The organism is Luteibacter sp. ME-Dv--P-043b (assembly GCF_030209605.1).
Lineage (GTDB): Bacteria > Pseudomonadota > Gammaproteobacteria > Xanthomonadales > Rhodanobacteraceae > Luteibacter.
This window is the reverse complement of record NZ_JARVRT010000009.1, coordinates 32,369-46,281: the sequence shown is the minus strand read 5'-3', so window position 1 is coordinate 46,281 and position 13,913 is coordinate 32,369. Positions and strand designations below refer to the sequence as shown.

The 13,913-nt window shown below is 67.2% G+C and carries 8 protein-coding genes; 3 read left to right on the top strand and 5 right to left on the bottom strand.

What is annotated here, in order from left to right; all coding sequences use genetic code 11:
- Window positions 1-131 precede the first annotated feature (131 nt).
- A complete protein-coding gene (locus QRN34_RS06660; RefSeq protein WP_285403151.1) occupies window positions 132-2,402 on the bottom strand; it encodes a thiamine pyrophosphate-dependent enzyme in 2,271 nt (756 codons plus the stop codon).
- Window positions 2,403-2,431: 29 nt separating this feature from the next.
- A complete protein-coding gene (locus tag QRN34_RS06655; RefSeq protein ID WP_285403150.1) occupies window positions 2,432-3,601 on the bottom strand; it encodes an acyl-CoA dehydrogenase family protein in 1,170 nt (389 codons plus the stop codon).
- Between the two features lie 172 nt (window positions 3,602-3,773).
- Between QRN34_RS06655 and QRN34_RS06650 the strand changes: the two genes are divergently transcribed.
- Complete coding sequence (locus tag QRN34_RS06650) at window positions 3,774-4,649, top strand: DMT family transporter (protein ID WP_285403149.1); 876 nt, start codon at window positions 3,774-3,776, stop codon at window positions 4,647-4,649.
- A 29-nt stretch (window positions 4,650-4,678) separates the two neighbouring features.
- Here the strand turns inward: QRN34_RS06650 and QRN34_RS06645 are convergent, their stop codons facing one another.
- The 3 genes from QRN34_RS06645 to QRN34_RS06635 form a co-directional block, all read right to left on the bottom strand.
- Entirely contained in the window at window positions 4,679-5,617 is a 939-nt protein-coding gene (locus tag QRN34_RS06645; RefSeq protein ID WP_285403148.1) for a 5'-nucleotidase, read from the bottom strand.
- A 97-nt stretch (window positions 5,618-5,714) separates the two neighbouring features.
- Complete coding sequence (locus QRN34_RS06640; RefSeq protein WP_036143126.1) at window positions 5,715-6,473, bottom strand: NAD kinase; 759 nt, start codon at window positions 6,471-6,473, stop codon at window positions 5,715-5,717.
- A gap of 366 nt (window positions 6,474-6,839) precedes the next feature.
- Window positions 6,840-11,759, bottom strand: a complete 4,920-nt coding sequence (locus QRN34_RS06635; RefSeq protein WP_285403147.1) for an NAD-glutamate dehydrogenase domain-containing protein — start codon at window positions 11,757-11,759, stop codon at window positions 6,840-6,842.
- A gap of 272 nt (window positions 11,760-12,031) precedes the next feature.
- Between QRN34_RS06635 and QRN34_RS06630 the strand changes: the two genes are divergently transcribed.
- Both QRN34_RS06630 and QRN34_RS06625 read left to right on the top strand, forming a co-directional pair.
- Window positions 12,032-12,688, top strand: a complete 657-nt coding sequence (locus QRN34_RS06630; RefSeq protein ID WP_036143130.1) for a TetR/AcrR family transcriptional regulator — start codon at window positions 12,032-12,034, stop codon at window positions 12,686-12,688.
- The gene (locus tag QRN34_RS06625) at window positions 12,685-13,905 is read left to right on the top strand and encodes an efflux RND transporter periplasmic adaptor subunit (RefSeq protein WP_285403146.1); all 1,221 of its coding nucleotides are present in this window, start codon (window positions 12,685-12,687) and stop codon (window positions 13,903-13,905) included. Before QRN34_RS06630 ends, QRN34_RS06625 begins: the two co-directional genes overlap by 4 nt.
- The last annotated feature ends 8 nt before the right edge of the window (window positions 13,906-13,913 follow it).

The window sequence follows — 13,913 nt, the reverse complement described above, 5'->3', positions numbered from 1 at the left end:
GAATAGATACACGGCCGCGCACGCGGCCCTTCCTTGACGGGTCGCCGCAGGCGTGACCACGAGGGTGGCACCCGCCGGCTCTTGCCTCGCAGCCTCGCAGCCTCGCAGCCTCGCAGCCTCGCAGCCGAACCCTAACCGCCCGCCAGCGCATCCGCCGCGGCGACGATGTCGTCGTCGCCGGGAAGAACCAGGAAAGCCGCGCCCGCCAGCGGCGTGAAGGTATCGGCGCCGACCACACGACGCAGCGGCAGGTGACCCAGCCCGGCTTCCACGATCGCCGTGATCACGCCCTCGCCCACCCCTGCACTCTTGCGCCCCTCGTCCACGACCAGGATGCGCTTCGCCCCGGCCGCCTGGGCGGCGATGAAACCGTCGTTGAGCGGCACCAGCCAGCGCAGGTCCACCACGCGCACCTTCCAGCCATGCGCCGCCTCGATGCGCCGCGCGGCGCGCAGGCTCATCGGCACACCGTTGCCGAAGGTGAACACGACCAGGTCCGTCGCATCCTCGTCGTACACGCGTCCCTCGCCCAGCGGCATCGCCTGCCCGAGCGCCGGATAGGCGAACTGCCACTGCCCGTCGCCGGCCTCGTAGAGGTCCTTCGTCATGTAAAGGGCGATCGGCTCGAGAAACGCGGTAACCCGGCCATCCACCTTCGCCAGCGCGGCCAGCGTGCGCAACATGGTGGCCGCATCGTCGCCGCGGCTCGGGCAACCGACGACGAGGCCGGGAATGTCACGCAGCGCGGTGATCGAGTTGTCGTTGTGGAAGTGCCCGCCGAAGCCGCGCTGGTAACCCAGCGACGCCACGCGCATCAGCATCGGGTTGCGATACTGGTCGTTGGAGAAGAACTGCAGCGATGCCGCCTCGCCACGGATCTGGTCGCAGGCGTTGTGGAAATAGGCCAGGTACTGGATCTCCGGCAGCGGCAACATGCCCATGTTGGCGTAACCCTGGGCCAGGCCCAGGATCATCGTCTCGTCCAGCAGCGTGTTGAATACGCGCGTGTTGCGGAAGGCCTTGTGCAGGCCCTTGGTCACCGTGTACACGCCACCCTTCTGCGCCACGTCCTCGCCGAACAGCAGGCTTTCCGGATACTTGGCCATCAGGTCGTGCAGCGCCTGGCCGATCTGGACGGCCATATGCTTTGGCGGCTGCACCTCGGGCAGGCGGTCCACGCCACCGAAGACGCGTTCGCGCTCGGCCGTGTCGCCACTACGCTCGGCTTCCGCGCGCACCGCATCGGGCGTGTAGGGCGCCAGCGGTGCCATCACCTCGGCGAGCGAGGTGATGCGTGGCCGCCGGTCGGCTTCCTCGGCCGCCTCGAAACACCGGTCGCGGGTGGCGTTGTAGAGGTTGAGCAGATCGTCCTTGGTGTACAGGCCCGACGCCAGCGCGATGGCCGCGCTGCGCAGCAGCGGATCGGTGGCTTCCAGCGCCACCAGTTCCTCGATCGCCCGCCATTCGATCTCGAAGTCGGTACCCGCGTGGCCCATCACCCGCGTGGTGGTGAGATGCAGGAAGGTGGGCCGGCGCGTGTGCCGGCAATGCTCTACCGCGCGCTGCACATCGGCATAGCCGCCGGCCAGGTCCAGGCCATCCGCGTGGAAGTAGTCCAGATCCGCACGGTGGCGGAAGTTGTTGGCCACCCAACCGCCAGGGGTCTTCACCGAGATGCCGATGCCGTTGTCTTCGCACACGAACAGTACGGGCGCGGGCAGCTTCTGGTAAGCCGTCCACGCCGCGGCGTTGAAGGCGGTCTGCGCGGTGGCGTGGTTGGATGAGGCATCGCCGAACGAACAGATGGCGATGGAATCCTGCGGGATCGGCAGCGCATGGCCGATCCGCCGTGCCTGCTCGATCGCAATGGCGGTGCCCAGCGCCTTCGGCAAGTGGGAAGCGATGGTCGAGGTCTGCGGCAGCACCCACAGCGGTTTGCTGCCCCACACCTTGTGCCGGCCACCGGAAGCGGGATCGTCCTGGCTGGCGGCGAAGGACAACGCCGAATCCATCACCGGGTCCATACCAGGCAACTTGCGGAAGCGCTCGGCCATGAAACCGCCGCTGCGATAGTGCAGGAACGCCGGGTCGGTGTGACGCGTGAGGCGCGCCACCATCGCGTTGCCTTCGTGGCCGGACGACCCGATGGTGTAGAACACCTTGTTCTGCACGCGCAGTACCCGCGCCATCAGGTCGAGGTGCCGGCTGATCAGCTGCGATTCCAGCAGCTCGCGGAAACCGCGCGCATCCAGCGCGCTGCCCGACAGGACCGGTTGGTCGTCGTCCGGCGCGCGGGACACGTCGCCCTGCCAGAACTGCACGAACTCGACGAAGTTCTGGTCGACGATTTCGGCTCGGTTGAAGCCCTTGTGGCGGGCGGCGATCGGGTGCGGGACGGACATGGAGGCAGGAGACTCGCTGGAAAGGAAGCTCAGAACGCGTTGATGCCCGTGAGTTCACGGCCGACCACCAGCTGGTGCACGGTCTCGGTGCCCTCGTAAGTGATGACCGATTCCAGGTTCAGCGCATGGCGGATCGCCGAATGCTCGGTGGTGATGCCCGCGCCACCGAGGATGTCGCGGCAATCACGCGCGATGTCCAGCGCCATGCGCACGTTGTTCCACTTCGCCAGCGATACCTGCGTCGGCTGAAGGCGACCGGCATCCTTCAGGCGGCCCAGCTGCAGCGACAGCAGCTGCGCGGTGGTGATGCGACGGGCCATGTCGGCCAGGCGGATCTGTACGGCCTGGTTGGCCGCCAGCGGACGACCGAACAGGATGCGCTGGGACGAGTAGTCGAGCACTTCCTTCAGGCAGGCCTGCGCGGCACCGATGGGGCCCCAGGTGATACCGAAACGCGCCTGGTTGAGGCAGCCGAGCGGACCCTTGAGGCCCTTCACATTCGGCAGGCGGGCGCTGTCGGGCACGCGGACATCGTCGAGGAACAGGCCCGACGTGACGGATGCACGCAGGCTCATCTTCTTGTGGACTTCCTGGGCGGTGAAGCCCTTGGTGTCGGTCGGCACCACGAAACCCTGGATACCGTCGTCAGTCTGCGCCCAGACGATGGCGATATGGGCCAGGTTGCCGTTGGTGATCCACATCTTGGCGCCGTTGATCACCCAGTCGCCGCCGTCCTGGCGGGCCACGGTTTTCATGTTGGCCGGATCGGACCCGCCGTGCGGCTCGGTGAGCCCGAAACAGCCGATGACCTCACCCGCCGCCATGCGCGGCAGGTACTCGCGCTTCTGCTCCTCGGAGCCGTACGCGAAAATCGGATACATGCACAGCGAACTCTGCACGGAGGCGAAGCTGCGCAGGCCCGAATCGCCGCGCTCCAGCTCCTGGCAGATCAGGCCGTAGCTGACGGCGTTCATGCCGGCGCAGCCGTACTCCTCGGGCAGGGTGGCGCCGAGCAGGCCCAGTGAGGCGATCTCGGACACGAGCTCGGACGGGAAGCGGCCCTGTTCGAAAGCATCGCCGATGATCGGCAGCACCTTCTCGTCGACGAAGCGGCCGACGGCGTCCTGCACGGCACGCTCCTCGTCGGTGAGCAGCGAGCGGACATCGTAAAGATCGAGCGGGTCGAGACGGTGAGCCATGCGGATACTCGTACGTGGGCGGCCGGAAACCGCCGATTGTAGACCTCCAGGCCAGGGGCGGTCATGGCGTCCCGCAACATGTGGGCCCAGCGAGTACCTGAACCCGCTCGCGCGCCAAGGGAGGGGGACGCCTGCATAATGGGCCGCCCTCCCCCCGCTGCAGGATTCCCCCATGTTCAAAGGCGTCCTTCTCGGCTTTGCCTGCTACGCCGCCTACGCATGGAGCGATGCCTTCGTGAAGTCACTCGAAGGCTCACTGCCACCCTACGAGGCGGTGTTCTTCGGTGCCGTCCTGGCCATGGCGGCGTTTCCCTTCCTGAAGAAGCCCGGCGACCGCTGGAGCGAGATCGTGGTCTCGAAGATGCCCGGCCTGTGGCTGCTGCGCGCCATGGCGGGCGCCATCGGCAACATCACCGCGGTGATGGCGTTCACCGCCCTGCCCATGGCCGAGGCGTTCTCGCTGATCTTCCTGCTGCCCATCTTCGTCACCATCCTCTCGGTGGTGTTCCTGCGCGAGCACGTGGGCTGGCGGCGCTGGTCGGCGGTGGTGGTGGGCTTCCTGGGCGTGCTGGTGGTGCTTCGCCCCGGATTCCGTCACCTGGGCCAGGGCCATGTGGCCGCGATCATCTGCGGCATCACCGGGGCCCTGTCGATCATCGCCCTGCGCATGGCCGGCGCGACCGAGAAACGCATCACCCTCTACGGCGCCGGCGTGGTCGGGCCGATGATCGCCGGCTTCATCATGATGCTGCCGCACTTCGTCTGGCCGGACGCACACCAGTGGTTGCTGGTGCTCGGCTACGGCCTGCTCGCCGCGGCCGGTGCCGTGCTGCTGATGCTGGCCACGCAGAACGCACCGGCGGCGCGCGTGGCACCCACGCAGTACAGCCAGATGCTGTGGGCCATCCTGTTCGGCTACCTGATCTTCCACGACCACCTGGACTGGCCGATGCTGGTAGGCATCGTGCTGATCCTGGGCGCCGGCCTGTTCACCTTCGTCCGCGAGGAAAAGAAGACTGACTGGTGGCGGTGGACGAACATCGTCTGAGCCAGGCGGCCCGTCGAGCCGCCCGGCGTCTAGGGGTTGGACACGCCGTGCGGCACGTGCCCGGTGGCCACGTGCCGCCGGGCCGATTCCACGTTGGCCGGGGAGTCATCGAAGAAGATGTCGGCGCCGAACGCGTCCAGGAACGGGCCCTTGTCGCGGCCACCAAGGAACAACGCTTCGTCGATGCGCACACCCCACCGGCGCAGCGTGAGGATCACGCGCTTGTGCGCGGGCGCGGAGCGGGCAGTGACCAGGGCCGTGCGGATCGGCGAGGTCTCGGCGGGAAACGCCGCCTGCAGACGATGCAGTGCAGCCAGGAAGCCACGGAACGGGCCACCCGACAGCGGCTCGGCCCATAGCTCGGATTCGCTGCGATGGAACGCATCCAGACCCTGCTCCTTGGACACCCGCTCGCCTTCGTCGCCGAAGATCACCGCGTCACCGTCGAAGGCGATGCGCAGCTGCTCGCGGGAGCGCTGCGGGGCCGTGGACGGCAGGATCGTCGCGGCGGCGACACCGGCACGCAGGGCACGACCCACATCCTCGGCATTGGCGGAGAGAAACAGGTCGGCGCGGAACGGCGCGATGTAATCGGAGGTGGGCGCACCGCTGGTGAAGGCGGCGCGCGAGATGCCCAGCTTGTAGTGCTGGATCGCGTTGAAGATGCGCAGGCCGGTATCACCCGAGTTGCGCGACAGCAGGATGACCTCTACCGGGGGGACATTGCCGGACAGCGCGTTCAGGCCGAGCAGCTTCTGCACCAGCGGGAACGCCACGCCCGGTTGCAGCAGGTCGTCCTCGTGCTCGATCTGGAAGGCGCGGTAGGCATCCAGGCCGTCGCGCTCGAACAGGTCGTGGCTATCTTCCATGTCGAACAGCGCACGCGACGAGATGGCGACGACGAGGCGGTTGTCGCTTATGGCGCTGTCGGCGTGGGCGTTGGTGGCGTCTTGGGAGGGATGGGTCATAGTGGGTTTGGGGGGTGCATGATTTACGTGGGTCGGGCGCTGTGGCGCCTTGTTTTCGCGCACATCGTGCGCTCCCACCCTCGCGGTGCGGGTGGGGTCAAGGGGCGAATTGTTCGTCGAGGATGCGTTGCTGGAGGTTGTGTTCGGGGTCGAACAGCAGGCGCACCGCGTTGCGGCGGGATTGCTTTATCTCGACCGACTTCACGTCGCGCACCTCGTGGAAATCCGCCGTGGCGCTGATCGGGCGCTTGTTCGGGTCCTTGGTGTGCAGGGTGACGCGCGTGGCGTGCGGCAGGATGGCGCCGCGCCAGCGCCGTGGGCGGAACGGACTGATCGGCGTCATGGCCAGCACGTTGGCGTCCAGCGGCAGGATGGGACCGTGCGCGGAGAGGTTGTACGCCGTGGAACCCGCCGGGGTGCAGACGAGCACGCCGTCACAGACGAGTTCATCGAGCTTCAGGTCGCCGTTGAGGCTGACCGTCAGGTGGGCCGCCTGGTTGCTCTGGCGCAACAGCGCCACTTCATTGAAGGCCAGGGCACGGTGCTCCGTGCCGTCGCAGCAGGTGGTATGCATCTCCAGCGGATGGAGCACGGCCGGGTGGGCCCGTTCGATACGCTCGGGCAACTGATCGAGGTCATGCTGGTTCATCAGGAAGCCCAGGCGACCGAGCTTCATGCCGTAGAACGGCAGGCCGAGGGTGCGATGGGCATGCAGCGTACGCAGCATGAAGCCGTCGCCACCGAGTGAGACCACGATCTCGGCGTCTTCGGGCGCCACGCCCTTGTAGCGTTTGACCAGCGCCGCACGGGCGCGCTGGGCCACATCGGTTTCGCTGGCGACAAAGGCTAGACGCATGGGAAAAGGGGTTCCATATCCAGTGCGGAGCTTAGTCCCTAAATGCGGCGGACGGATAGGCCGGGGTGTTGCGGGGTGGATGGTGGGCGTTGGGGTGTGGCGGGATGGTTGGGTGCGGCGGATTGCCCGCGGACGCGGGATCGCCGACATCGTCGGCTCCTACAAGGCATCGCGATGCCTGTGTAGGAGCCGACGATGTCGGCGACAAGGCACCACATTGCCCTGGTAGGAGCCGACGATGTCGGCGATAAGGCATCGCGGTGACTGGGTAGGAGCCGACGATGTCGGCGATGCGGCCGCCAGGCCGCTGGAGACGCCGCCACAGACCCGCGTGGTCGCCGGCCATGCGGCCGGCGACCACGCCGTTTACACCGGAATCTGCGCCAGCTGGGCCAGGCGGCGGACGGCGACCGAGGCGATCGGGTAGTCGGCATTCTGGGTCAGGATCTCCGCCAGCATGGCGCGGGTGTATTTCAGCGTGGCATCGTCACGCTGCAGCCAGGCCTGCACCGGGCTGACATCCGTGCGATCGCCGGCGACCGAGAGCACCTGCAAGGCCAGGGCGCGATGCTGGGCGTTGAGCTCGTCCAGCAGGGAACCACGGGCCTGCGCGTGCCATGCGCCTTCAACCGGCAGCGCCTCGATCTGGCCGCGCAGCCATTCCAGGTCCAGCACCTCGGCCAGCTCGTAGAACACATGCGCCACGGCGGCCATGTCCTTGCCGCTCTGCTTGGATACCTCGACCATGTCCAGCGCCGCACGCAGCACCGGCACCCGGGCCAGGCGTACCGCCAGGGTGTCGGGAACGCCCAGGCCTTCCCACTTCTCCCGACTGGCGTCGAAATCGCCACGGCCGGTGTCGGTGAGCGCATCGGGCAGGGCCTTGCGCAGCACCGTCACCTCGTTGGCGAAGCGATCCACGTTGGCGGCGATATCCAGCGTGCCGCCCGGACGGTTGAGCAGCCAGCGGGTCAGGTGACGTAGCAGCGACCAGATATGCAGGATCGCGTCGATCTGCGTGTCCTCGGCCACCGCGCCGTCCAGCTTCTCGATCTCGGCCCACAGCTCGCGCGCATCCAGGATCTCGCGGGCGGCGGTGTAGGCCTTGGCGATGGACGCCGGGCCGTGGCCCGTGTCTTCCTGCATCCGCATCATGAACGTGGCGCCCATGCGGTTGATCGTCGAGTTGGTCACCGCGGTGGCGATGATCTCGCGCTTCAGGCGATGGCGCTGCATGTGCTCGGCGTACTTCTCGTGCAGGGGCAGAGGGAAATAGCGCACCAACTCGCGCGACAGGTACGGGTCTTCAGGGACATCCGATTCCAGCAGTTGCTGGAACAGGCGGATCTTGTCGTACGACAGCAGCACCGACAGTTCAGGACGGGTGAGGCCCTGGCCACGCAACTTGCGCTCGGCCAGCTCGGCCGCGGTGGGCAGCGACTCGACCGCGCGGTCGAGCATGCCTTCCGCTTCCAGCGTGCTGATGAAATGCGCCATCGAACCCAGGCGGCGCACCGACTGGTGCTCCATCACGGTGATCGCCTGGTTCTGCCGGTAGTTGTCCCACAGCACGAGGCGGCCCACTTCGTCGGTCATCTCGGCCAGCTGGCGGTTGCGGCCCTCGAAGGTCAGCTCGCCGCGCTGCACGGCATCGTTGAGCAGGATCTTGATGTTGACCTCGTGGTCCGAGGTGTCCACACCGGCGGAGTTGTCGATGAAGTCGGTATTGAGCAGCACGCCGGCCTGGCTGGCTTCGATGCGGCCCTTCTGGGTCATGCCCAGGTTGCCGCCCTCGCCCACCACCTTGCAGCGCAGTTCGTTGCCGTTGACACGTAGTGCGTTGTTGGCGCGGTCGCCGACATCCGCATGCGTTTCGCTGGCCGCCTTGACGTAGGTGCCGATGCCGCCGTTCCAGAGCAGGTCCACCGGCGCCTTCAGGATCGCCGAAAGCAGGTCGGTCGGCGCCATGTGCGTGGCTTCGCTGCGAATGCCGAGCACCGCCTTGATCTCCGCCGACACGGGAATGGACTTGGCCGTGCGCGGCCAGACGCCGCCGCCCGCCGAGATCAGCGAGGTGTCGTAGTCGGCCCACGAGGAACGCGGCAGGGCGAACATGCGCTCGCGCTCGGCGAACGAGGTCGCGGCATCCGGATTCGGATCGAGGAAGATGTGGCGGTGATCGAAAGCGGCCAGCAGGCGGATCTTCCGCGACAGCAGCATGCCGTTGCCGAACACGTCGCCCGACATGTCGCCCACGCCGACCACGGTGAAATCCTCGGTCTGGCAATCACGACCCATGGCACGGAAGTGGCGCTTGACCGACTCCCACGCGCCCTTGGCCGTGATGCCCATGCCCTTGTGGTCGTAGCCGTTGGAACCGCCGGAGGCGAACGCGTCGTCCAGCCAGAAGCCGTGCTCCGTGGAAATGGCGTTGGCGATGTCCGAGAAGGTGGCCGTGCCCTTGTCCGCGGCGACTACCAGGTAGGGGTCGTCCTGGTCGTGGCGAACCACATCGTGCGGCGGCACCACGGCACCCTCGACGAGGTTGTCGGTGATGTCCAGCAGCCCGTTGATGAACATGCGATAGCAGGCGATACCCTCGGCCAGCTGCGCATCGCGATCGGCACTCGCCGGCGGCCGCTTGACGAAGAAACCGCCCTTGGAGCCGACCGGCACGATGACGGTGTTCTTCACCATCTGCGCCTTCACCAGGCCCAGCACCTCCGTACGGAAATCCTCGCGGCGATCCGACCAGCGCAGGCCGCCACGCGCCACCGCACCGAAGCGCAGGTGGATGCCTTCCACGCGCGGCGCGTACACGAAGATCTCGCGGAACGGCACCGGCTTGGGCAGGTCGGGCACCTGGTGCGAATCGAACTTGAAGCTGATGTACGGACGGAACACGCCGTCCCACGACTGGAAGAAGCTGGTGCGCAGCGTGGCGTGGACCAGGGCCAGGTAGCTGCGCAGGATGCGGTCTTCGTCGAGGCTGGACACGTTGTCCAGCAGCGCGTTGATGGCCTCCTCGATACCGGCGACCTGCTCGTCTCGCGAGCGCGACAGCGACGCCACCAGCGTGTCGATCAGGCCGGGATGGGCGGACAGCGTGTCCTCGCCGATCAGCGTGTGCATCTCGTGCGAGAGCATCGCCTCGGCGGTGGCGCGCTCGGCGCCGTCGAGGTGCTCTCGACGTGGGTCGAAGCGCGCGTTGAACAGCTCGACGATCAGGCCGGCGATGGCCGGATACCGGTTGAGCGCATCCTCCATATAGGCCTGCGAGAACGCCACGCCTGTCTGCAGCAGGTACTTGGTGTAGCTGCGCAGCACGGCGACCTGGCGCCAGCCGAGCTTCGCGCCCAGCACCAGGCGGTTGAAGCCGTCGTTCTCGGCGTTGCCCCGCCAGATCTGCTCGAAGGCGTCCTCGAACAGCGTGCCCACTTGCGCCACGTCGAATGCCAGCCGGCCCACGGGCTGCACTTCGAAATCCTGGATGTACAACAGGCTGTCGCCGACCCGAACCTCGTACATGTGCTCGGTGAGTACGCGCAGGCCCAGGTTCTCCAGCTGCGGCAGTACCTCGGACAAGGCGATGTCGGAACCGGAGCGGTAGACCTTGAAGCGCAGTTCTTCCGGCCGATGCGGCGGGTGGTAGAACGACATGCTGATGGCGTCGGGGCCATCCAGCCCCGCCAGCGCGCGTACGTCGGCGGCGGCCACCTGCGGGGACACCTCGTCGACGTAACCGGCCGGCAGCAGCTTGCCGTAGCGATTGGCCAGGATGATGCCTTCCTGTTCGCTGGTCTTCTCGATCAGGCGATCGCGCAGGTCGTCGTGCCAGTTGCGCGCGATGGCCGTGATCTGCGCCTCGATACGCGCGGCATCGTAGACCGGGTGATCGCCGATGCGCGGGCGCACCACCACGTGCAGGCGCACCAGGGCGGCTTCGCCCATCAGTACCGCGGAGTCCACGTGCTCGCCGTGGAAGGCTTCGCGCAGCACGTTTTCCACGCGCTCGCGCACGCTGGTGTTGAAACGATCGCGCGGGACGAACACCAGGCACGAGAAGAAACGGCCGTAGCTGTCGCGGCGGATGAACAGGCGCGTACGCGTGCGCTGGGCCAGTTCGAGCAACCCGGTGGACAGGGCGTAGAGCTCATCGGTGCTGCACTGGAACAGTTCCTCGCGTGGCAGCGTGTCGAGGATGTGGCGCAGCGCCTTGCCCGAGTGGGAATCGCGCTTGAGGCCCGAACGGGTCATCACCGCTTCGCATTTGTCGCGCACCAGCGGCACGTGCTGCGGATGGGCCATGTACGCGTTGGACGAGAACAGGCCGAGGAAGCGCTGCTCCGCCACCGGGCGGCCCGCGTCGTCGAACTTGAGGACGCCGATGTAATCCATGTAGCCCGCGCGGTGGATGGGCGAGCGCGCGTTGGTCTTGGTCAGGATGATGGCGTCGGTGGCACCCGAGCGCGGCAGTTCGCTGGCCACCAGGGTGCGCAGCGAGCGCGGCGCCAGCGAGCGTTCCGCCGTGCGCAGGATGCCCAGGCCGGAGCCCTCGACCGTCTTGAGCACGTCGTCGCCCTGTCCCGGCGCCACCTCGTACTCGCGATAGCCCATGAAGGTGAAATGGTCGTCGGCGACCCAGCGCAGGAAATCGCTGGCCTCGCTCACTTCCTCGGCCGTATACGGCAGGGAGCGACGGCCCAGGTCGTCGGCGATCTCGTTCATCTTGCCGCGCATGGCACGCCAGTCGTCCACCGATTCGCGCACATCGGACAGGGCCGATTCGACGTGGGCCTTGAGCGTGTCCAGCTCGGTGTCGTCGATGCGGTCGATCTCGAAGCGCATGATCGACTCGGTGGTCGTGCCGCGGCCGATCGCCTCGAGCACGCCGGTGGCCGAACGCAGCACCGGCACCACGGGATGGATGATGGCGTGCACGTCGGCGTGCGTGGCGGCGACCATCGACACGGTATCGACCAGGAACGGCATGTCGTCGGTAACGACCTCGACCACGGCGCGCGTACCGGATAGCCCCGGGTTGTAGACACGGACCTTGGCCTTGCCCGGCGTGCGCTCACGGGCGAACGACAACAGGTCGGCGATCAGCGCGGCCCAGCGATCCGGCGCGTGCAGCGCATGGTCGGCCGGCGCGATGCGCTCGAAAAAGGCCTGGATAAAAAAGTGCGCCTCATCGAGGCGCTCCGCGGGGTAGTCGATCTTCTTCAGTTCAGCGAAGACGAGGGCTTCGAACTGGCCGCTTTCGGCGGTGCGAATCGCATTCATGGGCGGATATCGATGTGGGGACGGGAAGGAAATCCGTGAAAGCATAGCGCCCACGCAGGGGATGTAGCCACACCGCAGGTTTGCCTTGGCAAGGCGCTTTTTCACTGCATCGCGACATCCGGCGTGTGCAGCTTTCGGTCCGGCCGGCAACAGGGCCTCGTCCGCGTCGAGCTGCGATGCAGCAATTCGCCCGCGAATGGCACGGCTGCCCGTTGACGCTGGTCCGAAGCAGATACTAAACTGGACGGTATAGTCCAGCAGGTAATCGGTCGATGTCGCACCTGGAGTTACGCCCCGCGTCGGATCATCAGCAGCGGGTGCTTCAGGCGGCGTGCGCCCTGTTCCTGCGTGACGGTTACCGGGTCAGCATGGGGGCGGTGGCTCGCGAGGCCGGCGTATCCAAGCAGACCGTGTACGCCCATTTCGAAAACAAGGACACCCTGTTCCACGCCGCCGTCCAACAGCTCGCCCACCCCTTGCACGCGAGTCTTGCGCCTGAGAGTCGCGGTCTGGCCGACACCCTGTATGCGTTGGCACAGGCGCACCACACGTACGTGATGGACCACGAGCACGTCGCGCTGGGCCGAATGTTGATCGCCGAGGCGCCCCGTTTCCCGGCTGCCGCGAAGACCTTCTTCCGCACGGCGATCGGCACGGTCGCCGTGCGGCTGTCGCGCTGCATGGCCGAGGCCATGGACGCAGGCGGCATGCGCCGGGACGACCCGGAGGTGGCCGCCGAGCTGTTCCTGGCCATGCTTCACGGCCTGGAAGGCGACCGGCGGCTCTTCGGGATGCAGGCGCGGGGGCAGGAAGCGCAGGACGACTGGGCGCGACACGCGGTAACCGTATTTATGCACGCGTACGACATCCCCACGGATGACCGGCCGCGAAAGATCAAGAAACCTGGAATAGGAACGGAGTTTTCATGAATCCCCTGCCCCTGCGCACGTCCCTCATGGCCTTCGGCCTGACCGCGGCGCTCGCCGCCTGCCACAAGCAGGAGGCGCCCCAGCAGCCGCCTCCGCCCGAGGTGGGCGTCATCACCGCCCAGCCCCAGGATGTTCCCCTGGTCCAGGACCAGGTCGGCCGCGTCTCGGCCTTCCGCACCGCCGACGTGCGCGCCCGCGTACCCGGCATCCTGCTGCACCGCCTTTACGACGAAGGCACCGACGTGAAGGCCGGCCAGAAGCTGTTCAAGATCGACCCGCAGCCGCTGACCGCCGAGCTCGACGCCCAGCTGGCCGCGCTCTCGTCGGCCAAGGCCGCCGCGGCCAACTACAAGGCCACGGCGGATCGCTCGCGCGGGCTGATCGGCAAGAACTACATCTCGCGCCAGGACCTGGACACGGCCGAGGCCAACGAGCGCACCGGCAACGCCTCGGTGAAGCAGGCCGAGGCCAACGTCCAGTCCGCCCGGATCAACCTCGGCTTCACCGACGTGGTCTCGCCCATCGACGGCCGCGCCGGTCGCCAGCAGGTCACCGAGGGTGCCCTGGTGGGCCAGGGCGACACCACGCTGCTGACCCAGGTCGACCAGATCGACAAGGTCTACGTCAACTTCAACATGTCCGTAGGCGACCTTGACACCATGCGTGGCGCCGCCGCCAAGGGCAATGTCACCCTGAGCGACACCGACAAGTCCACCGTCAGCATCCAGCTGCCCGACGGCAGCGACTTCGGCGAGCAGGGCACGATGGATTTCTCTTCCGCCACGGTGAACCCGCAGACCGGCACGGTCGACCTCCGCGCCTTGCTCACCAACACGGGCACGCGCCTGCTGCCGGGCCAGTTCGTGACGGTGAAGGCCAACCTGGGCAGCCTGCACAACGTCTACCTGGTGCCCCAGGCCGCCGTGCTGCGCGACGCCAACTCGGCCTACGTGCTGGTCGTGGACAAGGCCACCAGCAAGGACCAGGCCGGCAAGGAGCAGACCATCGACTCCGCCGCTGTCCGCCGTCCCATCCAGACCGACCGCATCGCGGGCGGCAACTGGGTGGTCACGGGTGGCCTGAAGCCGGGTGACAAGATCATCGTGCAGGGCGTGCCCAAGGCCAAGGAGAACGCGCCCGTCAAGGCGTCTCCTGCCCAGCCGGCCGCCGATCCGGCGAAGGCGGGCTCGTCCGCCGCGCCGGCCGGTCAGCAGTAAGGGAGTTC

Bases quoted from the DNA above. Each gene is read 5' to 3' on its own strand.
- QRN34_RS06655 (WP_285403150.1), bottom strand. From the start codon at position 3,601: ATGGCTCACCGTCTCGACCCGCTCGATCTTTACGATGTCCGCTCGCTG.
- QRN34_RS06625 (WP_285403146.1), top strand. From the start codon at position 12,685: ATGAATCCCCTGCCCCTGCGCACGTCCCTCATGGCCTTCGGCCTGACC.
- QRN34_RS06660 (WP_285403151.1), bottom strand. From the start codon at position 2,402: ATGTCCGTCCCGCACCCGATCGCCGCCCGCCACAAGGGCTTCAACCGA.
- QRN34_RS06645 (WP_285403148.1), bottom strand. From the start codon at position 5,617: ATGACCCATCCCTCCCAAGACGCCACCAACGCCCACGCCGACAGCGCC.
- QRN34_RS06640 (WP_036143126.1), bottom strand. From the start codon at position 6,473: ATGCGTCTAGCCTTTGTCGCCAGCGAAACCGATGTGGCCCAGCGCGCC.
- QRN34_RS06630 (WP_036143130.1), top strand. From the start codon at position 12,032: ATGTCGCACCTGGAGTTACGCCCCGCGTCGGATCATCAGCAGCGGGTG.
- QRN34_RS06650 (WP_285403149.1), top strand. From the start codon at position 3,774: ATGTTCAAAGGCGTCCTTCTCGGCTTTGCCTGCTACGCCGCCTACGCA.
- QRN34_RS06635 (WP_285403147.1), bottom strand. From the start codon at position 11,759: ATGAATGCGATTCGCACCGCCGAAAGCGGCCAGTTCGAAGCCCTCGTC.